General features: G+C 70.3%; 15 protein-coding genes. 13 read left to right on the forward strand and 2 right to left on the reverse strand.

Going from position 1 to position 22,455, the window contains the following annotated elements; genetic code table 11:
* The first annotated feature begins 292 nt into the window (after window positions 1-292).
* From AB0959_RS04450 to AB0959_RS04470, 5 genes are read left to right on the forward strand one after another with little or no spacing between them, the layout of a single operon-like run.
* Window positions 293-3,895: a nitrate reductase subunit alpha gene (locus AB0959_RS04450; RefSeq protein ID WP_366824896.1), complete on the forward strand. Its 3,603-nt coding sequence runs from the start codon at window positions 293-295 to the stop codon at window positions 3,893-3,895.
* Entirely contained in the window at window positions 3,895-5,517 is a 1,623-nt protein-coding gene (gene narH, locus AB0959_RS04455) for a nitrate reductase subunit beta (protein WP_366824759.1), read from the forward strand. The genes AB0959_RS04450 and narH overlap by 1 nt, the downstream gene beginning before the upstream one ends.
* Complete coding sequence (gene narJ / locus AB0959_RS04460) at window positions 5,514-6,137, forward strand: nitrate reductase molybdenum cofactor assembly chaperone (RefSeq protein WP_366824760.1); 624 nt, start codon at window positions 5,514-5,516, stop codon at window positions 6,135-6,137. Before narH ends, narJ begins: the two co-directional genes overlap by 4 nt.
* Window positions 6,134-6,877 (forward strand): respiratory nitrate reductase subunit gamma, encoded by a 744-nt coding sequence (gene narI, locus AB0959_RS04465; protein ID WP_366824761.1) that lies wholly within the window; start codon window positions 6,134-6,136, stop codon window positions 6,875-6,877. The genes narJ and narI overlap by 4 nt, the downstream gene beginning before the upstream one ends.
* Window positions 6,874-7,884: a tellurite resistance/C4-dicarboxylate transporter family protein gene (locus tag AB0959_RS04470; RefSeq protein ID WP_366824762.1), complete on the forward strand. Its 1,011-nt coding sequence runs from the start codon at window positions 6,874-6,876 to the stop codon at window positions 7,882-7,884. Before narI ends, AB0959_RS04470 begins: the two co-directional genes overlap by 4 nt.
* A gap of 70 nt (window positions 7,885-7,954) precedes the next feature.
* On the opposite strand, the gene AB0959_RS04475 is transcribed toward AB0959_RS04470, so the two are convergent.
* A complete protein-coding gene (locus AB0959_RS04475) occupies window positions 7,955-8,623 on the reverse strand; it encodes a helix-turn-helix domain-containing protein (RefSeq protein ID WP_366824763.1) in 669 nt (222 codons plus the stop codon).
* A gap of 124 nt (window positions 8,624-8,747) precedes the next feature.
* Here AB0959_RS04475 and AB0959_RS04480 point away from each other — a divergent pair, with 124 nt between their 5' ends.
* The 7 genes from AB0959_RS04480 to AB0959_RS04510 all read left to right on the forward strand — a co-directional run bounded on the left by AB0959_RS04480 (window position 8,748) and on the right by AB0959_RS04510 (window position 20,511).
* Window positions 8,748-9,962, forward strand: coding sequence for a cytochrome P450 (locus tag AB0959_RS04480; protein ID WP_366824764.1), 1,215 nt, complete (start codon window positions 8,748-8,750; stop codon window positions 9,960-9,962).
* A 140-nt stretch (window positions 9,963-10,102) separates the two neighbouring features.
* Window positions 10,103-10,303, forward strand: coding sequence for a ferredoxin (locus AB0959_RS04485; RefSeq protein WP_366824897.1), 201 nt, complete (start codon window positions 10,103-10,105; stop codon window positions 10,301-10,303).
* 357 nt (window positions 10,304-10,660) lie between these two features.
* Window positions 10,661-14,932, forward strand: a complete 4,272-nt coding sequence (locus tag AB0959_RS04490) for a HAMP domain-containing protein (protein WP_366824765.1) — start codon at window positions 10,661-10,663, stop codon at window positions 14,930-14,932.
* A gap of 229 nt (window positions 14,933-15,161) precedes the next feature.
* Window positions 15,162-17,555: a SpoIIE family protein phosphatase gene (locus AB0959_RS04495; RefSeq protein ID WP_366824898.1), complete on the forward strand. Its 2,394-nt coding sequence runs from the start codon at window positions 15,162-15,164 to the stop codon at window positions 17,553-17,555.
* Between the two features lie 35 nt (window positions 17,556-17,590).
* Window positions 17,591-18,004, forward strand: coding sequence for a cytidine deaminase (locus AB0959_RS04500; protein ID WP_366824766.1), 414 nt, complete (start codon window positions 17,591-17,593; stop codon window positions 18,002-18,004).
* A 171-nt stretch (window positions 18,005-18,175) separates the two neighbouring features.
* The gene (locus AB0959_RS04505) at window positions 18,176-19,840 is read left to right on the forward strand and encodes an allantoin permease (protein ID WP_366824767.1); all 1,665 of its coding nucleotides are present in this window, start codon (window positions 18,176-18,178) and stop codon (window positions 19,838-19,840) included.
* A 167-nt stretch (window positions 19,841-20,007) separates the two neighbouring features.
* Window positions 20,008-20,511 carry a hypothetical protein gene (locus tag AB0959_RS04510; protein WP_366824768.1) on the forward strand — a complete coding sequence of 168 codons (504 nt, stop codon included), beginning with the start codon at window positions 20,008-20,010 and terminating at the stop codon, window positions 20,509-20,511.
* 72 nt (window positions 20,512-20,583) lie between these two features.
* Here the strand turns inward: AB0959_RS04510 and AB0959_RS04515 are convergent, their stop codons facing one another.
* A complete protein-coding gene (locus tag AB0959_RS04515) occupies window positions 20,584-21,447 on the reverse strand; it encodes an NAD(P)H-binding protein (RefSeq protein WP_366824769.1) in 864 nt (287 codons plus the stop codon).
* 203 nt (window positions 21,448-21,650) lie between these two features.
* Here AB0959_RS04515 and AB0959_RS04520 point away from each other — a divergent pair, with 203 nt between their 5' ends.
* On the forward strand, window positions 21,651-22,337 hold the full coding sequence (locus tag AB0959_RS04520; RefSeq protein ID WP_366824770.1) for a TetR/AcrR family transcriptional regulator: 687 nt from the start codon (window positions 21,651-21,653) through the stop codon (window positions 22,335-22,337).
* Window positions 22,338-22,455: the final 118 nt, after the last annotated feature.

Consider the following 22,455-nt stretch of genomic DNA (forward strand, 5'->3'; position numbering starts at 1 on the left):
GAATACCACTCGGCTTTCGGCACTTCCTGGCATGAGGTTCCTTCAAACCTCTTCCCCGAACAATCGTTTCTCGCCCAGGTGACCGAATCCAGGCAGAGAGCATTGCAAAGGGAAAGAAAAATAAATTCTTGATACATCCAACTGGCCCGAAAGCGATTTGTGCGGCGGGCCGGTAGGGGCATTCTTGCCTTCGTTCACCGACATGAGGGAGTTCGAGGGCGTGGGACGTGGCAGGACAAGGGCGGAACGGATCGCCGCGGAGGCGGCTGAACGGCTCCTCGCGGCCGGCCAAATGCTGCAGCGGGCGCCCACGACACCGGAGCGACGGGCGGTCTTCCGCGCCGACCAGCAGGTCAACGACCAGCCGTACAGGGAGCGCTGGGCGCACGACAAAGTGGTGCGCTCCACCCACGGGGTGAACTGCACGGGTTCGTGTTCGTGGCAGGTGTACGTCAAGGACGGGCTGATCACCTGGGAGACGCAGGCGACCGACTACCCCTCTGCGGGCCCTGACCGTCCCGACTACGAACCGCGCGGCTGCCCGCGCGGCGCTTCGTTCTCCTGGTACACCTACTCGCCGACACGCGTGCGCTATCCGCACGCGCGCGGTGTGCTGGTGGAAATGTTCCGCGACGCCAAGCGCCGTTCCGACGGCGATCCGGTCGCGGCGTGGGCCGAGATCACCGGCGATCCGGACAAACGGCGCCGCTACCAGTCGGCACGCGGCAAGGGCGGACTGGTGCGTATCGGCTGGGACGAGGCACTGGAGATCGCGGCCGCAGCCCACGTGCACACATTGCGGGAGTACGGGCCCGACCGGATCGCCGGATTCTCGCCGATCCCGGCGATGTCGATGGCCTCGCACGCGGTCGGCGCCCGCTTCCACGCCCTGATCGGCGCGCCGATGCTGTCGTTCTACGACTGGTACGCCGATCTGCCGATCGCCTCGCCGCAGGTGTTCGGCGATCAGACAGACGTTCCCGAGTCGGGCGACTGGTGGGATGCGGCGTATCTGATGCTGTGGGGATCAAATGTGCCGGTCACGCGGACCCCCGACGCGCACTGGATGGCCGAGGCCCGCTATCGCGGCCAGAAGGTCGTGGTGGTCTCACCGGACTACGCGGACGCCACGAAGTTCGCCGACGAGTGGCTGCACCCGCATCCGGGCACCGACGGGGCGCTCGCCATGGCGATGGGCCATGTGATCCTGCGCGAGTACTTCGTCGAGCGGCAGGTGCCGTACTTCACCGACTACGTCAAGCGGTTCACCGATCTGCCGTTCCTCGTCGGTCTGGACGAGCGCGCGACGAAGGAGATGGACACGTATACGCCCGGGGCGTTCGTCACGGCCCGGGATCTGGATCTGGCCAGGGACGCCGAGGCGGCGGCGCGGCGCTGGATGCCGGTGCTCTACGACACGGTGTCCGGCGAGCCGGTGGTGCCGAACGGCACCCTGGGCGACCGCTGGGGCAAGGCGAGCGAGGGCCGGTGGAACCTGGATCTCGGCGATGCCGAACCGCTGCTGAGCTTCCACGGGCGCCCCGGAGCGACGCGGGCCGAGGTGGTGCTGCCCCGCTTCGACGAGGACGGCACGACGGTGCGGCGCGCCGTGCCGGCGCTGCGCATCGGCGATCGGCTGGTCACGACCGTCTTCGATCTGATGCTGGCCCAGTACGGCGTGGGGCGCGACGGGCTCGGTGACGGTCGGCCGGTGTCGTACGAGGACGCGTCCACGCCGTGCACTCCGGCCTGGCAGGAGGCGATCACCTCGGTGCCCGCGCGGGCGGTGGTCCGTGCGGCGCGGGAGTTCGCCCGGACGGCCGAGCAGACGCGGGGGCGCTGCATGATCGTGATGGGGGCGGGCACCAACCACTGGTTCCACTCCGACACGATCTACCGCTCGTTCCTGTCGCTGCTGCTGCTCACGGGCTGCCAGGGCGTCAACGGCGGTGGTTGGGCGCACTACGTGGGGCAGGAGAAGGTGCGGCCGTACTCCGGCTGGCAGCAGTTGGCCACGGGCTCCGACTGGGTGCGCCCGTCGCGGCAGATGGCCGGCACGCCGTACTGGTATCTGCACACGGACCAGTGGCGCTACGAGAAGTTCAGCGCGGACGCCCTGACCGCGCCGACCGCTCCCGGCACACTCCGCGGCCTGCACACGGCCGACCTCGTGGCCCGCTCCGTCCGGCAGGGGTGGATGCCGTCGTACCCCACCTTCGGGGCCAATTCCCTCGAGCTCGGGCGGCGGGCACACGAGGAGGGCGTCGATCCGGCCCAGTGGGTGGCCCGCGAGCGGGACGCGGGCCGTCTCTCCTACGCCTGCGAGGACCCCGACGACCCGGTCAACTGGCCGCGGGTGCTCACCGTGTGGCGGGCCAACCTGATCGGCTCCTCGGCCAAGGGCAACGAGTTCTTCCTGCGGCACCTGCTGGGAGCGTCCGACAACGCCGACGCCGACGAGGCCCCGCCGGAACTCAGGCCCCGCGACGTGACCTGGCGGGACGACGCGCCGCGGGGCAAGCTCGACCTGCTGCTCGCCCTCGACTTCCGGATGACGTCCACGACCCTGTTCGCCGATCTGGTGCTGCCGGCGGCCACCTGGTACGAGAAGCACGACCTGTCCAGCACGGACATGCACCCCTATGTGCACGCCTTCTCCCCGGCGATCAGCCCTCCGTGGCAGGCGCGCACGGACTTCGAGATCTTCCACGGGCTCGCCGCCGAGGTCAGCAGGCTGGCCGAGGGACGTCTGGACGTGGCCCACGACCTGGTGGCCACCGCGCTGCAGCACGACACCCCCGGCGAGGCCCCGCCCGACGGACCCACCGGCCCGCTGTTCACCGTCGTCGAACGGGACTACACCGCGATCGGCGACCGGATCGCCGCCCTCGGCCCGCTGGTCGAGGAGCAGGGGATGACCGTGAAGGGCGTGACCGTCCAGCCCGTGCAGGAGGCGGGCTGGCTGGCGGCGCGGTGCGGCAGGGCGGCCCGTGGCCCTGCGCGCGGTCGTCCCCTGCTCGACACGGACGTCAAGCTGTGCGAGGCGATCCTGGCCCTGTCGGGCACGACCAACGGCCGCCTCGCCGCCGAGGGCTTCGAGCGGCTCGCCGAGCGCTGCGGCGCCGACACCGGCCTCACGGAGCTGGCGGCGTCGGTGGCCGAGCGGCGCGTGGAGTTCTCCGACACACAGGCCCGTCCGGTGCAGGTCGGCGCGAGCTTCGAGTGGTCGGGCAAGGAGGCTCCGGACCGCCGCTACGCCCCGTTCACGATCAACACCGAGCACTTCAAGCCCTGGCACACGCTCACCGGACGGCAGCACTTCTACCTCGACCATCCCTGGATCGCCGAATTCGGCGAACAACTCCCCGTCTATCGCCCCCCGTTGGGCCAGAGCATCGTCGGCGAGCGCCCGCGGGGCACCGACGATCAGGACGCGCGTTCGGTGACCGTGCGCTATCTGACACCGCACTCGAAGTGGTCGATCCACTCCGAGTACCAGGAGAACCTGCTGATGCAGACCCTGGCCCGTGGCGGCCCGGTCATCTGGATCAGCGTGGACGACGCGAGCGCGATCGGCGTGGCGGACAACGACTGGATCGAGGCGGTCAACGCCAGCGGCGTGGTGGTGGCCCGCGCGATCGTCTCCCATCGCATGCCGCCCGGCACCGTGTTCATGTACCACGTCCAGGAACGCATGGTGAACGTCCCCAAGTCCGAGGCCACCGGGCGGCGCGGCGGCGTCCACAACGCCCTCACCCGGCTGCTGATCAAGCCGACCCACCTGATCGGCGGCCACGCACAGCTGTCGTTCGCCCCCAACTACTACGGCCCGACCGGCAACCAGCGCGACGCGGTCACCGTCATCCGCCGCCGCTCCCAGGAGGTCGACTACTGATGCGCGTGATGGCTCAGATCGCGATGGTGATGAACCTCGACAAGTGCATCGGCTGCCACACCTGCTCGGTCACCTGCAAGCAGACCTGGACCAACCGGTCGGGCACCGAGTACGTGTGGTTCAACAACGTCGAGACCCGCCCCGGCCAGGGCTACCCCCGCGCCTACGAGGACCAGGACAGATGGCGGGGCGGCTGGCAGCTCAAGCACGGCCGGCTGGTGCCGCGCAGCGGCGGCCGGGCCCGGCGGCTGGCCCGCCTGTTCGCCAATCCCGAACTGCCCTCGCTCGACGACTACTACGAGCCGTGGACCTACGACTACGAGAACCTGATCAGCGCGCCGCTCGGTGACGACGTCCCCACGGCCCCGCCACGCTCCCTCATCGACGGGCGGCCCACGCAGGTGACCTGGGGCCCCAACTGGGACGACGACCTCGGCGGCGGGCCCGAGCACCTCGCGGGCGACCCGGTGCTGAAGAAGATGAACGAGCGGGTGCGGCTGGAGTACGAGCAGGCGTTCATGTTCTACCTGCCGCGCATCTGCGAGCACTGCCTCAACCCGTCCTGTGTCGCGGTGTGTCCCTCCGGGGCGCTGTACAAGCGGATCGAGGACGGCATCGTCCTCGTCGACCAGGACCGCTGCCGAGGCTGGCGCATGTGCGTGACCGGATGCCCGTACAAGAAGGTGTACTTCAACCACGCCACCGGCAAGGCCGAGAAGTGCACGCTCTGTTACCCGCGTATCGAGGCCGGGCAGCCCACCGTGTGCTCCGAGACCTGCGTGGGCCGCCTGCGCTATCTCGGCGTCATCCTCTACGACGCCGACAAGGTGGGCGAGGCCGCCGCGACCGCCGACGAACGGGACTTGTACGAAGCCCAGTTGGGCTGCTTCCTCGATCCCGACGACCCGGCGGTGCAACGCGCCGCCGAGGACGCGGGCATCCCGCACGACTGGATCACCGCCGCGCGGCGCTCCCCCGTGCACGCCCTGATCAGCCGTCACAAGGTGGCGCTGCCCCTGCATCCGGAGTACCGGACGATGCCCATGGTCTGGTACGTCCCGCCGCTGTCGCCGGTCGTGGAGTCGCTGACCGCCACCGGCCACGACGGGGAGGACCCGGCGAAGCTGTTCGCGGCGATCGACTCCCTGCGCATCCCCCTGGAGTACCTCGCCGGGCTGTTCACCGCCGGCGACGTGGCCCCCGTGGAGACGGCGCTGTGCCGGCTGGCGGCGATGCGCTCCCACATGCGTCGCGTCAACCTCGGCGAGGAGCAGGACCCGGCCATCGCCCGCGCGGTCGGCATGGACGCGGAGGGCATCGAGGCCATGTACCGGCTGCTGGCCCTCGCCAAGTACGACGAGCGCTACGTCATCCCCACCAGCTACACCGCCGGCGTCCCCGGGGACGACCTCGACGCCGGGTGCAGCCTCGACGGCCACGGCGGTCCGGGCATGTACGCGCCCGACACCTTCCACACCCCACCCGCCGCCCCCGGCCCGGGCCCGGGCCCCGAGCCGGAGCACGCGGGCGTGTCGCTGCGTGGCCGCGTCAACCTCCTGAACTGGAACGGGCGCGGGCGCCCCGACGGCCTCTTCCCACGCGGCGAGGAGGGGCAGGCGTGAGGACCGCACTGATCCATCAGGCCGCGTCGCTGCTCCTGCTCCACCCCGGCCGGGACTGGCCACAGCGCCTGCGTCTGGTCACCGGCACCCTGGGCGGCGTGCCGGGAGCGGACACCGAGCCGCTGGCACGGTTCTGCGCGACCATGGCCGACGTCCCCGCCCTGGAGCTGTCGGCCCGCTACGTGACCACCTTCGACCGCAGCCGCCGGCGCACCCTCCACCTGACCTACTACACGGACGGAGACACCCGTCGGCGCGGCGAGTCCCTGCTGAACTGGCGGGAGCTGTACCGCGCGCACGGCTGGCAGCCGCCCACCGACGAACTGCCCGACTTCCTGCCCCTGGCCCTGGAGTTCGCCGCCCGCTGCCCGGAGCCCGGCCGCCGAGCCCTTCAGGATCACCGCGCGGCACTGGAACTCCTGCGCCTCGCGCTGCACGAGCACCGCAGCCCGTACGCCGACGTCCTGGAGGCGGTCTGCCGCACCCTGCCCGGTGCCTCACCCGCCGACCGCGCCGCGGCCCTGCGCCTGGCCCGTTCGGGGCCGCCCGTCGAGAGCGTCGGCCTGCTGCCCTTCCCCCAACGCCCGACGATCCCGTACGCGGAGGGAACCGCCCGGTGAAGCATCTGCACATCGCCCTCTGGGGTGTACTCCCCTACCTGGTCCTCACCATCCTGATCGCGGGCACCGTCTGGCGCTACCGCTACGACCGCTTCGGTTTCACCACCCGCTCCAGCCAGCTGCACGAACACCGGCTGCTGAGCGTCGGCGGCCCGCTGTTCCACTACGGGCTGCTCTTCGTGGCGGCCGGGCACGCCATCGGCCTGCTCGTCCCCGAGTCGTTCACCGAACGCGCCCACGTGCACGAGTGGCTGTACCACGCCAACGCGCTGGTCGTCGGCGGCACCGCGGGCCTCGCCACCCTCACCGGCCTGGCGATCCTGCTGTACCGCCGACTGCGCGTGCCCGCCGTCCGGGCCGCGACCAGTCGCAGCGACCGCGCGGTCTACCCGGTCCTGGCCTGCGTCATCCTGGCGGGACTCACCGCCACGGCCACCACCCTGCAACCGCACTCCTACGACTACCGCCTCGGCGTCTCGGTGTGGTTCCGCTCCCTGTTCACCCTGGATCCGAACGTGCCCGCCATGTCCCACGCGCCGCTCCCCTACCAGGTCCACGCCCTGCTCGGCATGACCCTGTTCGCGCTGTGGCCCTTCAGCCGCCTCGTCCACGCGTTCACCGCACCGCTCGGCTACCTGACCCGCCCCTATGTCGTCTACCGCTCCCGCGGCACACGAAGGACCCCGGCCATGCACCGGCCGGGACAGCCGACGGCACCGCGCGCCACCGTACGCCGGTGACGTGGCCGGCCCTCCTCGACCGGTGCCGACGGCTGCCACCTGCCTGTTTCGCGCCCGTGATGGCCACCGGCATCGTTTCCCGGGCTCTGGCGCAGGCCGGGGCCCGTGCGGCGTCCGCCCTGCTGTTCGGCCTCGCGGTGGCCGCCTACCTCACGCTCCTGACCGCCACCGTGCTCAAGACGGTCCACCACCGGACGGCCCTCGGGGCGGAACTCCGCGACCCGGCCCATCTGTTCGGCCACTTCACGCTGGTCGCCGCCAGCGGTGTCCTCGCCACCCGCCTCGCCCACGGTCAGGCGCGGGTCGCGGCATACGCCCTGCTCGCCGTCGCGGCAGCCGTGTGGGCGACCCTGGCCGCCGCGGTCGTCGGACTGGGGCGCTCCGGCGGACGCGGCCTGCTGCGGCAGGCCGACGGCACCTGGTTCCTCGCCACCGTCGGCCTGCAGGCCCTCGTGCTCACCCTCAGCAGCGTCCGCACGGGCCCCGCCGCTCTCATGGTCGCCCTGGTGCTCTGGGGCGCCGCGGTCCTCCTGTACGGCGTCACCCTCACCTCGGTCGTCCTGCGGCTGCTGCGCGACCCGCCCGGAGCGGCGGCGCTCACCCCCACGTACTGGATCACCATGGGCGCCGCCGCCATCAGCACCCTCGCCGGTGCCCAACTCCTCGCTCACGAAGGGCTTCTTCCCCACCCGGCCCAAGGCCTCCTCGACGGTACGGTCCTCGTCCTGTGGGCCTGGGCCACCGTCCTGATCCCCCCGCTGCTGGCCGCGGGCGTCTGGCGCCACCTGCACCAGCGCGTGCCCCTCACCTACGAGCTCGCCCTGTGGTGCATCGTCTTCCCCCTGGGCATGTACGCCACCGCCACCGCCCAACTCGCCACCGCTCGCCGGATCAGTGCCCTGACGTCCGCCGAGCGCCCGCTCGTGTGGGCTGCCGCGACGGTGTGGCTGGCGGTCGGCGCACGCTACCTGGCCGCCCGCCTGCGCCCTCGTCCCGTCGGCGGGTGACCTGAAGGGGACCGCCGAAGCGTTGTCGCTGCCGTATCGCCCTCCCGGTGGCGATTTCGGCGGCCCCGCGTCAAACGCTTCCCTTGCCCGACAGTCCTCGGGTGACGAGGCCGAGTGCGCCGGCGAGGTGTTCGCGGTGCCGGTCCATGGCTTCGGGGGTGATGCCCTTGTCGGCCACGGCATGGGCGAGGTCGTCGGCCGCCACTTTGAGTACGGCGTTCATGGTGGCGGCCCGCATGCGGACGTCGAGCGCGTCGGACGGCATGCCCGTCCGTTCGGAGAGCACTTCGGCGAACGTGTCTTCCGCGCGTTCCCGGAGCACGAGGTAGGCGGCGCGCAGCGCGGGTTCGTCACGGGTCATGCGGACCACGGCGAGAACTGCCTCGACGTCCCCGCCCGACGACGAGTCGAGGACGGGTCGGTAGGCCGCTCGCAGGTGCTCCGTGAGGTCGAGTTCGGGTGACCAGGCGTGCAGGACCTCTCGGAAGGCGTCGAGCATGGTCGTGAGCAACGGCTCCACGCAGCTTTCCTTGCTGGGAAAGTGGCGCCACAGCGTGCGTTCGGAGACTCCGGCGGCCCGCGCGATCTGCTCGCCGGAGGTGGCGGCCACGCCCTGCTCGGCGAACAGCCGGACCGCGTGGCGGGAGATGTCGAGACGTTGCCGCCTGCGTTGCTCGTCGCTCACCGGCGGCCGTCCCCGGCGGGGTACGGGGCCCTCGTCCACCATCAGGTCCTCCATCGGGTGATCTAAGCATGTCCGTGTCACGGGCCGACTGGCCGAAACTTTATTGGCAGCCACTGTCAAAAAAGTGCTACGGTCGAACTGCCTGAAGATCACATTCAGAGGTCACAGGAGGAGAGCCATGAGCGTTGCCGCCGAGCGTTCGCAATTACCCTTCGCAAGGCCGAACGTGCTCGACCTCGCGCCCCTGTACGAGGTGCTGCGCCGGGAGGCGCCGGTCACGCCGGTCACCACACCGGCCGGAGATCCCGCCTGGCTGGTCACGCGCTTCGAGGAGGTTCGCGACCTGCTCGGCGACAAGCGATTCGGCCGCTCCCACCCCGAGCCGGAACGGGCGTCACGTCTGACGACCGCCGCGGTACTGGACGGGCCCACGGGCAACTACGACACGGAGGAGGCCGACCACACACGGATGCGCCGGCTGCTGACCCCGGCGTTCTCCGCCAAGCGGATGCGGATGCTCTCCGATCACATGCAACAGCTGGTCGACGGCTACGTCGACCAGCTGCTCGCCGAGCACGCCGCCGCTCCCGACGGGGTCGTGGACCTGCACACCGGGCTGGCCTTCCCGCTGCCGGTCGCGGTCATCTGCCGGCTGCTCGGGGTGCCCGAGAGCGACCGCGAGCTCTTCGCCTCGTTGTCGGAGCGCATGTCCAACTACGCCATCGGCGACGAAGCCCACCGCGCGCGGGACGAGTTCAACGCCTACATGACCACGCTCGCCGAGACCAAGCGCGCCCAGCCGCCGGGCGAGGACGTGATCTCCGACCTCGTACGCGCCCAGAGCACCGACGCGGACTACGACTACGCCGAGATGATCCAGCTCTGTGTCGGGCTGCTGTTCGCGGGGCACGAGACCACGGTCAACCGCATCGGCCTGGGCACGCTCTTCCTGCTCACCCGCCCCGACCAGTGGCAGACGCTGGTCGCCGACCCCGACGGCCGGGTCAACGCCACCGTCGAGGAGATCATGCGCCTGGGCGCGCCCGGCGATCTCGGTCTGCTGCGGTACGCACACACCGACGCCGACGTGGCCGGTGTCACCATCCAGCGCGGCGACGCCGTGATCCTGTCGATCAACGCCGCCAACCGCGACGCCTCCGTCTACACCGACGCCGAGAACTTCGACCCCGCTCGCCCGGAACGCACCCACCTCGGATTCGGCCACGGCGCGCACTTCTGCATCGGCGCGAGCCTGGCCCGCACGGAATTGCGCGTCGTGTTCGCCACGCTCGCCCGCCGCCTGCCCGGTCTGCGGCTGGCCAAGAAGCTCGATGAGCTTCAGGTGCGCACCACCCTCACCGGCGGCGTCACGGAACTTCCCGTGACCTGGTGATCGACCTCTGAACATCCCGCACACCCGATCGACGAGCAGGGCATCTCCCGTGGATGACCTGCTCGTCGCACGACCTGGTGAGTCCAGCGGTGAGTCCCGCGGAGCAGAACAAGGACGACAGCGAGGTGAAGGAGGACGTCATGAAGGTGACCGTCGATCAGGACAGGTGCGTCGGGTCCGGGCAGTGCGTGCTGGCCGCGGACGACGTGTTCGACCAGGGCGACGAGGACGGGATCGTGGTGCTTCTGGACCCCGCTCCGCCGGCGGACCGCCTGGCGGACGTACAGCACGCTGCCGCGGTCTGCCCGGCCCTGGCCATCGCGGTCACCGTCGAGGGCTGACTCGGCCACGCCGTTGAATACGCAAATCGCGACGCGCTCGCATTGTTACTGACGTCGGCTTTCAGAATGTAGAAGTCCGAGGAGTGCCCCGGCCCAGTTCTCGCCAAAATCCTTCCCAGTACCCCTGTTCGCCACGCCCATGCACGATCCTTTCTGTCTGAATCCGTGTGGCTCCCAACTTGGTCACAGGCTTTGTTCCGGGCTCGGAACATGGGTTAGCCTGCGGCGTATTTTCTCATCGCGCAGATCCGTGAACTGCGGAAATGCACGCACGACAGCCGGACCGTCGATGCGGTCCGGGGGGAGTTCCGAGTCCTCGGCTTTCGAGGACTCTTGGGGAGCGGAACGAGGGTGCGCATGACCAGCAACAGCACCGGGGTCGTCGACGCCGTGCCGGGCGACCAGGAGTTACGGCAGCTCCTGGCGGGCCTGACGGCCGTACGGGACGGGGACTTCGGTACGCGCCTGCCGGACGACGCCGAGGGCCTCGTGGGCGATATCGCCAAGGTCTTCAACGGCATGGTGGACCAACTGTCCGTGTTCACCTCCGAAGTGACCCGGGTGGCCCGCGAGGTCGGCACCGAGGGCACCCTCGGCGGGCAGGCGCAGGTGCCGGGTGTCTCGGGCACCTGGGCCGACCTGACGGACTCGGTCAACGCCATGGCGGGCAATCTGACCACCCAGGTCCGCGACATCGCCCAGGTGGCCACGGCGGTGGCCAAGGGTGACCTCTCCCAGAAGATCGACGTGCCCGCCCGCGGCGAGATCCTGCAGCTGAAGGAGACCGTCAACACGATGGTCGACCAGCTGTCCGCCTTCGCCGACGAGGTCACCCGCGTCGCCCGCGAGGTCGGCAGCGAAGGACGCCTCGGCGGACAGGCCCAGGTGCCGGGTGTGGCCGGTGTGTGGCGCGACCTCACCGACTCCGTCAACCACATGGCGGGCAACCTCACCGGCCAGGTCCGCTCCATCGCCCAGGTGACCACGGCGGTCGCGCAGGGCGACCTCTCCCAGAAGATCACCGTCGACGCGCGCGGCGAGATCCTGGAGCTCAAGTCCACCATCAACACCATGGTCGACCAACTCTCCGCCTTCGCCGACGAAGTCACCCGCGTCGCCCGCGAGGTCGGCACCGAGGGACGCCTCGGCGGACAGGCGGACGTCAAGGGCGTCAAAGGCACCTGGCGCGACCTCACCGACTCGGTGAACTTCATGGCGGGCAACCTCACGGGCCAGGTCCGCAACATCGCGCTGGTGGCGACCGCCGTAGCCAAGGGCGACCTCTCCCAGAAGATCACCGTCGACGCGCGCGGCGAGATCCTGGAGCTCAAGTCCACCATCAACACCATGGTCGACCAACTCTCCGCCTTCGCCGACGAAGTCACCCGCGTCGCCCGCGAGGTCGGCACCGAAGGACGCCTCGACGGACAGGCCCAGGTACGCGGTGTGTCGGGGACCTGGAAGGACCTCACCGACAACGTCAACGTGATGGCGTCGAACCTGACCGGCCAGGTCCGCTCCATCGCCCAGGTCGCCACCGCCGTGGCGCGCGGCGACCTGTCGCAGCGGATCACGGTGGAGGCACAGGGCGAGGTGGCGGCGCTGGCCGACGTCATCAACACGATGGTCGACACGCTCTCCGCCTTCGCCGACGAGGTCACCCGCGTCGCCCGCGAGGTCGGCACCGAAGGACGCCTCGGTGGACAGGCGAACGTGCCGAACGTCGCGGGCACCTGGAAGGACCTCACCGACAACGTCAACTCGATGGCCAACAACCTCACCGGTCAGGTGCGCAACATCGCGCTGGTGACGACGGCGGTGGCCAGGGGTGACCTGTCGAAGAAGATCGACGTGGACGCCAGCGGCGAGATCCTCGAGCTCAAGACGACGATCAACACGATGGTCGATCAGTTGTCGGCGTTCGCCGACGAGGTCACCCGTGTCGCCCGCGAGGTCGGCACCGAGGGGCGCCTCGGCGGACAGGCCGAGGTCGAGGGCGTCTCGGGCACGTGGAAGCGCCTGACGGAGAACGTGAACGAGCTGGCGGGCAACCTGACCCGGCAGGTCCGCGCGATCGCCGAGGTCGCGAGCGCCGTCGCCGAGGGCGACCTGACGCGTTCGATCACCGTGGAGGCGTCCGGCGAGGTCGCCGAGCTCAAGGACAACATCAACTCCATGGTGGGGTCCCTGCGGGAGACCACCCGCGCCAACCAGGAGCAGGACTGGCTCAAGACGAACCTCGCCCGGATCTCGGGCCTGATGCAGGGCCACCGCGACCTGCCCGTGGTCGCCGAGCTGATCATGGACGAGCTGGTTCCCCTGGTGTCGGCCCAGTACGGCGCCTTCTACCTGGCCGAGGAGGGCGGCGACGGGCCCGAACTGCGGCTCGTCGGCTCCTACGGCTACCCCGAGGACAGCGGCCGGCCCACCCGTATCGCCTTCGGCCGCACCCTGGTGGGCCAGGCGGCCCGCAGCCGGCGCACGATCACGGTGGACGAGCTGCCGGCCGGCTACATGACCATCTCCTCGGGCCTCGGCCAGGTGGTGCCGACCGCGTTGGTGCTGCTGCCCATCGTGGTCGAGGGCCAGGTCCTCGGAGTCATCGAACTGGCGTCGGTCACCCCCTTCACGCAGACCCACCAGGACTTCCTGGCGCAGCTGATGGAGACCATCGGTGTCAACGTCAACACGATCGTGGCCAACGCCCGTACCGACGAGCTCCTGGTCGAGTCGCAGCGTCTGACGGCCGAACTCCAGGCCCGCTCGGCGGAGTTGCAGGTCCAGCAGGAGGAACTGCAGCGTTCCAACGCGGAACTGGAGGACAAGGCCTCGCTGCTGGCGGCGCAGAACCGGGACATCGAGGCGAAGAACCTGCAGATCGAGCAGGCGCGGCAGGAACTGGAGACGCGTGCCCAGCAGCTGTCGCTGGCCTCGAAGTACAAGTCGGAGTTCCTGGCGAACATGAGCCACGAGCTGCGCACCCCGCTCAACAGCCTGCTCATCCTCGCCCAGTTGCTGGCCCAGAACCCGTCCCGCAACCTCACGCCCAAGCAGGTCGAGTACGCACAGATCATCCACTCCGCCGGCTCGGACCTGCTCCAGCTGATCAACGACATCCTCGACCTGTCGAAGGTCGAGGCCGGGAAGATGGACGTCACGCCCGAGCGGGTGGCACTGCGGCACCTCATCGAGTACGTAGAGGCCACCTTCCGGCCCATGACGTCGCAGAAGAGCCTGGACTTCGCGGTGACGACCGCTCCCGGCGCCCCCGCGGACCTGCTCACGGACGACTCCCGGCTGCGCCAGGTGCTGCGCAACCTCCTGTCGAACGCCGTGAAGTTCACCGAGCAGGGCGGCGTGGAGCTGAGCATCGAGCCCGCGGCGGACGACGAGGTGCCCGCGGACGTGATCCGGGGCAGCGCCGTGGTGGCCTTCCGCGTGAAGGACACGGGCATCGGCATCCCGGAGCAGCAGCTGGAGACGATCTTCGGCGCCTTCCAGCAGGCGGACGGCACGACGAGCCGGAAGTACGGCGGTACGGGTCTCGGTCTGTCCATCACGCGGGAGATCGCCCAGTTGCTCGGGGGTGCGGTGACGGTGGACAGTACGCCCGGCCAGGGCAGTACGTTCACGCTGTTCCTGCCCGTGGCCCGGCCCGACTTCGAGGAACTGGTCAGCAACGGCGCGGCTCCGGAGCGGGCCTCGGCCGAACCCCTTCCCGAGGGGTCGGCCCGACCGGTGCCGGCGCCCCGGCCCGGGCCGGGGCCGCGGCCCCGGCGCCTGCTCGTCGTGGAGGAGCGGCCGCGCGGTCTGCTGACGCTCGTCGCGGAGAGCGTGGTCGCCGATCTGACGCACGGGCGCGACGACGGTGGGCAGCGGCCCGCGGTCGACATCATCACCGCCGTCGGCGCGCAGGAGGCGGCCGGCGCCCTCGCGGCCGAACCGTGCCACTGCGTCGTCCTGGAGCTGGGCATGCGGGAGGGCGAGGCGTCCCGTTTCCTTCAGGCCCTGGAGGGCGACTCGGCGCTGGCGAGTGTTCCCGTGCTGGTGCACAGCGGTCACCGCTCGGACGTGACCCTGGAGGAGACGCTGCGGTCCCGCTCGGCGGGCGGGGCGCTGGAGTTCCTGTCCAGTCTCGACGAACTGCGCGAGCGCATCGCCCTGCATCTGTCCGCCGAGCAACCCGGGGACGTGCTGTCCCTGGTCCGGCCCGAGGAACCGCAGCCTCTCACGCCGCCTGTCGTCGATGAAGCGGCGGCGGGCCGGACCGTCCTCGTCGTCGACGACGACGCGCGGAACCTCTTCGCGCTCAGCGGGATGCTGGAGCTCCACGGCTTCAGGGTGCTCCACGCCGAGAACGGGCGCAGGGGCATCGAGACGCTGGTGAACAGCCCGGACGTCGCGCTCGTGCTGATGGACGTGATGATGCCGGAGATGGACGGCTACACGGCGACGGCGGAGATCCGCAGGATGCCGCAGTACGCCGAGCTGCCCATCATCGCCGTCACGGCGAAGGCGATGCCCGGCGACCGGGAGAAAAGCCTCGCCTCGGGCGCCAGCGACTACGTCACCAAGCCCGTCGACACGCGCGACCTGATCGCCTGCGTCCGGCGCTGGCTGCCCGCATGAGTGCGCCGGCGTCCGCCGTCCCACAGCGCCTGTCGCCCCCCGCCGCAGGGCTCTTGAGCCGAGGAGCATCCACACCGTGAGCATGTCCCAGCATCCGCCCGAACCGGGGCAGGGCGGTGAGCCGAGGCTCGAATCCGGTGCTGCCCCGGCGTCCTCCTTTCCCTCGGTGACTCCTGACGACCCGTCGGTGGCCCGCGATGGGCTGCCGGGGGCTTCCGACACGCCGTCGATGGCTCCTGACGACCCGTCGGTTGCCGGCGGCGGGCTGTCCGCGGATCTCGTGGGCGGCCCGGCCGCCTCTCCGGTGGGCAGACTGGCGGCCACCGTGGAACGGCTCAGCCGGGAGGTGCGGGCCGCCCAGGCCGAGGCCGAGGGGCGTGCCCTGACCGAGCTCGCCAAGGGCATCCTGGTCGAACGGCTGAAGTGCGGGCCGGCCCAGGCCGCCCGGCAACTCGCCGAGCTGGCCGAGCAGGCCCAGGTCACTCCCCTGGAACTCGCGGTCGACGTCATCAACCAGGCCGCCCGGGACCGGATGTCCGAGGTGACGGGCGCGTTCCTGGCCGCCACCAGGGCCGCCGGCGAAGCGGAGGCCGAGTCGGCCGCCGTACGCCTGCGCGTGGCCGAGAGTGGCGTGCTGGCCGCGGACGACACGCAGGCCGTCGCCGACGCCCTGCTGGATCAGGCGCTGAGCCCCCTCGGCGCGGTGGCCGTGGCCATATGGGCCGCGGGTGCCGACGGTTCGCTCTCCCTCGCGGGCAGCGCCGGGTTCTCACCGGCCGAGGCCGTGCGCTGGCGTTACGTCCCACCGGACGTGGTGACGGTGGCGCGGCGCGCACTCACCGAGCGCGAGGGGCAGTGGATCGCCGCGCTCGGGGAGACCGGGCTGCCCAGCATCGGCCTGCACCACCATCCGGACGGCGGCCGGGCCGCCCTGCCCGCCGGCACCGGAGGGCGCATCCACGGCGTGCTGGAGATCGCCTGGCCGGCTCCCCTGGCGCCGCAGCCCCCGCAGATCGTCCGCCAGGTGGAGGCTCTGGCCGAGCTGTGCGCCCACACGCTGGAGACATACACGCCCCAGCACGGCGCGGCCCGTGAGCCGCGTCTCCTGCCGGACGCGGCGGAGTTGATGGATCTGGCCGACGGGCTGCACGATCCGGCCCTGGTCCTGGTGCCCCACCTGGACGGGGCCGGGCACCTGGTGGACTTCCGTATCCAGCACGTCAACAGTCGCTTCCTGGATCCGGCCGGCCGACCGCGGGCGGTCGTGGGCGGCGCGCTGCTCCTCGAGGCCTACCCGATGGCCGCGGGGGACAGTGAGCTGTTCCAGCGCGTCGAGCGCGTGTACGCCACCGGCGAGCCCTTCAGGGCCCGCCGGATGAACCTCACCGCCCTCGTCGACCAGGTCCCCCTCTCGGCGGTCGCGGACATCAGCATCAGCCGGCACGGCGCCGCTGTTCTCCTCATCTGGCGTATCGAGGACGAGACGGCGCGGCTGGCGAGCCTGCTCCAGCACGCCCAGCGCCTCGGCCGTATCGGCGGCTTCGAGGAGAACCTACTGAACGGCGAGATCACCTGGAACGGGCAGCTGTTCGACCTCTACGGGCGTCCGCGGTCGAGCACCCCGGTGCCCCTGGAAGAGCTCCCGACCCATGCGCACCCGGACGACGGCGTCTCCATGCGCCGCTTCCTGCGCACGCTGTTGCACCACCGTCGTCCGGCGGCCGCGGCGTTCCGGCTGCAGCGTCCGGACGGGGTGACGCGCCACATCCGGATCGTCGCCGAACCCGTGCTCGACACCGACGGCCGGCTGCTCGTCGTCCGCGGCGCCTGCCAGGACATCTCGGCCCAGCACTGGACCGAGGTGGCGCTCGCCGCCACCCGCGACCAGCTGGCGCACACCGAGCAGCAGGCCAGCGAACGCAACCGGCTGACCCTGCAGTTGCAGCACGCCATCATGCCTCCCACACAGACACCGTTGCGAGTGCCGGGCCTCCAGGTGGCCGTCCGCTACCGGCCCGCGGAGACCGAACAACTGGTGGGTGGCGACTGGTACGACGCCGTCGTGCTGCCGTCCCGGCTGGTACTGCTGTGTGTGGGGGACGTGGCCGGCCACGGCATCGAGGCCGCGACCAGCATGGTCGTCCTGCGCAACGCGCTGCGCGGCCTGGCGGTGACCGGCGCCGGGCCGGGCCAGCTGCTGTCGTGGCTCAACATCGTGGCGCACCATCTGACGGGCGCCGTCACGGCGACGGCGGTGTGCGGTCTGTACGACCCGGCCCGGCGGACGCTGCGCTGGGCCAGGGCGGGCCACCTGCCGCCCGTGCTCGTCCGGGACGCCGAGGCGACTCCTCTGCCCCTGCTCAAGGGGTTGCTGCTGGGCGCGGTTCCCGAGGCCGTGTACGAGGAGGCCGAGATCCAACTGGCCGCCGAGGACACCCTGTTGATGTACACGGACGGCCTGATCGAGCGCCGAGACCGGTCCGTGGAGGAGTCCCTCACCCACCTGCTGACCACCGCCCGCGCGGCGCCCAGCACGCTCGACCAGCAACTGGACCGCCTGCTCACCTACAGCAAGTCCGACACCGACGACGACACGTGCATCGTGGGCATCCGGGTCGGGTGAGCGCGGCGCGGCGGCGAAGCCCGAAAGCAGAGAAGATGACCACGCAGACCCACCACGTCGACCACGAACTCATCGAGGCAGCGGCCCATGTCGCCCGCACCCGCTGCCGGGGCGACAACCACACCATGGCGGCCGCGGCCCGTGCCCAGGACGGTCGTATCGTCACCGCGGTGAACGCCTACCACTTCACGGGAGGACCGTGTGCCGAACTGGTCCTGATCGGCGCGGCAGCCACCCAGGGTGTCTACGCGCTGGACACCATCGTCGCCGTGGGCGACCGCGACCGCGGGGTCGTCCCGCCGTGCGGCCGGTGCCGTCAGGTCCTTCTCGACTACTTCCCCGCTCTCAAGGTCATCGTGGGCGAGGGAGACCGCATCCGAACCGTCCTCGTCACGGACCTGCTGCCCGAAAGCTACGTGTGGGCCGACCACCAGCTCGATGCCGAGTAGACCTTGCTGCTCTCGGCGAGCTGACACCGCCCATGGCCCGACGAGGTGAGTCTTCAGAAACGTCGCGTTCACGACAAGGGGAACGGACGGCAACAAGCGCTTCCTAGCGTGACCGGCCGTGGAGGCTCTCCACTCATCCCCCCACCCGCCAGCGCCATCGGGAGGCGTGACATGAGCACCACCGAGTCACGGCTGAATGCGACAGACACGACGAAGACCACTGACCAGGCGGTCAAGGAGACCCTGGAGGACTACACCCTCCGTTTCGCGCCTCGCAGTTACCGCCGCTGGACGCCGATGGTCGTGGCGACCACGGCGCTCGGCGGCATCGCCTACATGGCCGACTTCTCCATCGGCGCCGGCATCGGCCTGGCCCACGGCACGGGCAACGCGCTCATAGCGATCGCCGTGGCCGCGGTGGTCATCTTCGTCACCGGTTTTCCGCTGGCGTACTACGGCGCCCGCTACAACATCGACCTGGACCTGATCACCCGCGGCTCCGGCTTCGGCTACTACGGCTCGGTCCTGACCAGCGTCATCTTCGCCAGCTTCACCTTCATCTTCTTCGCCCTCGAAGGCTCGATCATGGCGCAGGGCCTCAAGTTGGGCCTGGGCATTCCGTTGTGGCTGGGCTACCTGGTCTCCACGCTGATGGTGATCCCGCTGGTGATCTACGGCATGAAGGCGCTCAGCAAGCTCCAGGTGTGGACCACACCGGTCTGGCTGCTGCTCATGGTCGCCCCGCTGGTCTACCTGATCGCCACCGACCCCGGCAGTGTGGACCGCTTCCTCGCTTACGCGGGCACCGACGGCGACGGCGGCGTCAACACCGCTTCCGTGCTGCTGGGAGCGGGCGTCTGCCTCTCCCTCATCGCACAGATCGGCGAGCAGATCGACTACCTGCGCTTCATGCCGGCCAAGACCGCCGCCAACAAGCGCGGTTGGTGGACGGCCGTCGTCATGGCCGGCCCCGGCTGGGTGGTGCTCGGCGCGCTGAAGCAGGCCATCGGTGTCTTCCTCGCCGTGTACATCCTGGCCAAGGTCGGTCCGGCCGCGGCGCCCGAGCCCATCCAGCAGTTCCGCGGCGCCTTCGACGCGATGATGCCGTCCTGGATGGTCATCCCGCTGGCCGTGGCCCTCGTCGTCATCAGCCAGATCAAGATCAACGTCACCAACGCGTACTCGGGTTCGCTCGCGTGGACGAACTCCTTCACCCGCGTCACCAAGCACTACCCCGGCCGCATGATCTTCGTCCTGGTCAACCTGGCCTTCGCGCTCGCCTTGATGGAAGCCGACATGTTCAGCTTCCTCAACAGCATCCTCGGCTTCTACTCGAACTGCGCCATCGCCTGGGTCGTCACCGTCGCCACCGACATCGGCGTCAACAAGTACCTGCTGAAACTCTCCCCGCTCCAGCCGGAGTTCCGCCGGGGGATGCTCTACGCGGTCAACCCCGTGGGGGTCGTGGCCTTCGTCGCCGCCTCCGGTCTGTCGATCGCCATGTACTTCCACGCCCTCGGCGACACCCTCCAGCCGTACTCCCCGGTGGCCGCGGCCGTCATCGCGTTCGTCCTGACCCCGCTGATGGCTGTCGTCACGAAGGGCAGGTACTACCTGCGCCGCACCAACGACGGGATCGACGAGCCGCTGCTCGACGCGGAGGGCAACCCCAGCGCGAAGACGTACGACTGCCACGTCTGCCACCAGCCCTACGAGCGTCCGGACCTGGCCGCCTGCGAGACGCACGACGCCGTGGTGTGCTCACTGTGCCTGAGCACCGACAAAATCAGCGACCACGTCCTGCCCGCGGCTCCCTCGGCGCCCGCCGTCGCCTGATACCCGCCGAACGACGCCGACTCAAGCGCTGAGCCGCACCGCGCGTGGCTCAGCGCTTGAGCCGGCCTCGGTGCGCAGGCGTTCCGTCGGCCGGGCTTGACTCTGACGCCGCCGGAACCTCGACGATCGCGCCGTACGGCACACGGCGACTCATCCCGGAGGCATTTATGCTGCGCGGCAAGGGCATCCTGAACCATCTGGCCCGCGCCCTGATCGCCGACTTCGACTCCCTGCCGTACCGCGAGCGCAACCTGGCCCGCTTCGTCCTGCTCGACCCGGCTGCCCGCGAGCTGTACCGCGATTGGGAGAACGTCGCACAGAACTTCGTCGCCGTCCTGCGCCTGGCCTCCGGAAGCCACCCCGACGACCGGCAACTGAACGAGCTGATCGGCGAGTTCTGCGTCAAGGTGCCGGAGTTCAGCGCGTGGTGGGACAGCCACCGCGTCCAGCAGTGTGCTCACGGCGACCAGCGGTTCCACCACCCCGTCGTCGGCGATCTCACCCTGCACCACGAGACCCTCGCCCTGCCCGCCGACCCGGACCAGGAGGTCTGCCTCTACTCGGCCGAGCCCGGCACCGCCTCCGCCGAGACCCTGCGCCTGCTCGCCAGCTGGACAGCCCCCACCGACGCGGAAAGGAACTTCCCCGCCGATGCCAGGCAGCATCCCTGACACCAGCGCGCGCGGAGCGGGCTACCGGCGCGCCAGGGCCCAGGCCAGGGCCTGAGTCTGGAACTGCTCGGTTCACCGGGACCGTACGACGGCCTCCAAGGCATCGTGGACGGTCTTCGCCGGGTGGCCGATGGTGGCTTCCAGCGTCGGTGCGGTGGCGTTGAACTCGCCATTGCGCGACGCGGCGAACATCGTCAAGGAGAACTCCGCAGCCGATCGAGGCATCCCGCCGGCGACTGCCGCGGACAGCCACTCGTTGTCGTCCATGACCACTCGGGTGATGGTCCGCCCGGTGATGCGGCTGAGGATGTCGGCAACGTGGGCGAAGTCCAGCGTGTCGGGGGCCGACAGCGGCGGCGTGGTCCCTTCGAGTGCTCCGTCTTCGGTCAGAGCGACGGCCGCGGCCTCTGCCAGGTCCTCGTGGGCAGTCCAGGACACCGGGCCGTCCTGCGGGGCGGCGAGCGTGCCGGTCTCCAGCGCCGCGCTGACGTAGAGACCCAGGGTGGAGGCATAGAACCCGTTGCGCAGGGCCGTGTACGGGACTCCTTGCCGCTCGAGGTGCTCCTCGGTAGCCGCGTGGACCTGCTGCGGCGGGAAGAGCGACGTGGGAGAGGCAGCCTGGTGGCTGGTGTAGAGGATGCGTTGGGCACCCGCTTCCCGCGCCGCGTCGATGGCGGCGCTGTTGGCGGTCAACGCGCCGCCTCCTCGGATGGCCGCGGAGACGACCAGCACGCGCTCGGCGCCTTCGAAAGCGTGCTTCAGGCTGTCGGGTTCGGTGAAGTCCCCCGCTCGGACCCGGACGCCGCGCTCGACGAGGTCGGCGGCCTTGCTCACGTCGCGCACGCTGACGCCGATCCTGCCGGCCGGTACCCGCTCCAGCAGACGGTTGACGATCAGCGCCCCGAGGCGTCCGGTGGCTCCCGTGACGATCAACATGGGGGCTCCCCTCTGATGATGTTTCCAACGGAACGGAAATAACGGTAACACTGATATTTCCGTTGGTTGCAACCGCATGCGTTCATTCGCGGGTTCGGATGCCCGAGGCGCGCTTGTCAGCAGGTTTGGGCTTACTCACAGCGAAGGCGCGTCAGTATCAGCGATAGCATCGCCGGTCACGGACGGGCGATAACATCGTCTCCATGGCACCGAACACGCAGCGGCGAGACATCACCCGGGACCGCATCGTGAAGGTCGCGGCCGACCTGCTGCGCGGTCAGGGCCCGGCGGCGGTGACCACGCGCCGTGTGGCCCACGAGGCCGGGCTGCAGCCTCCCGCTCTCTACCGTTTCTTCCAGGGCAAGGACGACCTGCTCGATGCCGCCGCGGAGCATGTCTTCGCCGAGCATGTGGCGGGAAAGCAGACCACCGCACCCTCGGACGACCCTGTGGAAGACCTACGCGCCGGCTGGAACACACAGATCAGCTTCGGTCTGGCCAACCCGTACGTATACGGCCTGTTGCTCGACCCGGCCCGCGCGCGCGACACCCCGGCACAGGTCAAGGGTGTGCTGGTCCTCGCCGAGCGCGTGCACAGGATCGCCGCCGCCGGGCGGCTTCGGGTGAGCGAGGAACGCGCCGTCAACCTCATCCGCTCGGCGGGCGTCGGAACCGTCCACACCCTGCTGACCCTGCCGCCCGAGCAGGGCGACCCGCACCTGGCCGATGCCGCGTTCGACGCGATCGCTCGCGCCATCCTCGCGGATCAGCCCGCCGTTCCCGCCCAGGACCCGGCGGCCGTCGTCGCGGCCTTCCGTACCCTCCTGCCCGAACTGCCCAGTCTCAGCAAAGCCGAGGCCGCACTTCTCGACGAGTGGCTGCAACGCTGATCCAGCGCCGCGCAACGGCGCCGGCCACGTCGCGCCGGCGTTTTCTTCGGCGACCCGGTGCGGATGGCGGGCGCGTACGTGAAGTCGTACGACCGGGAGCCCTACAAGGCCAGGGTGC

It is taken from the genome of Streptomyces sp. NPDC046862 (assembly GCF_040704615.1).
In the GTDB taxonomy this organism is placed as follows: domain Bacteria; phylum Actinomycetota; class Actinomycetes; order Streptomycetales; family Streptomycetaceae; genus Streptomyces.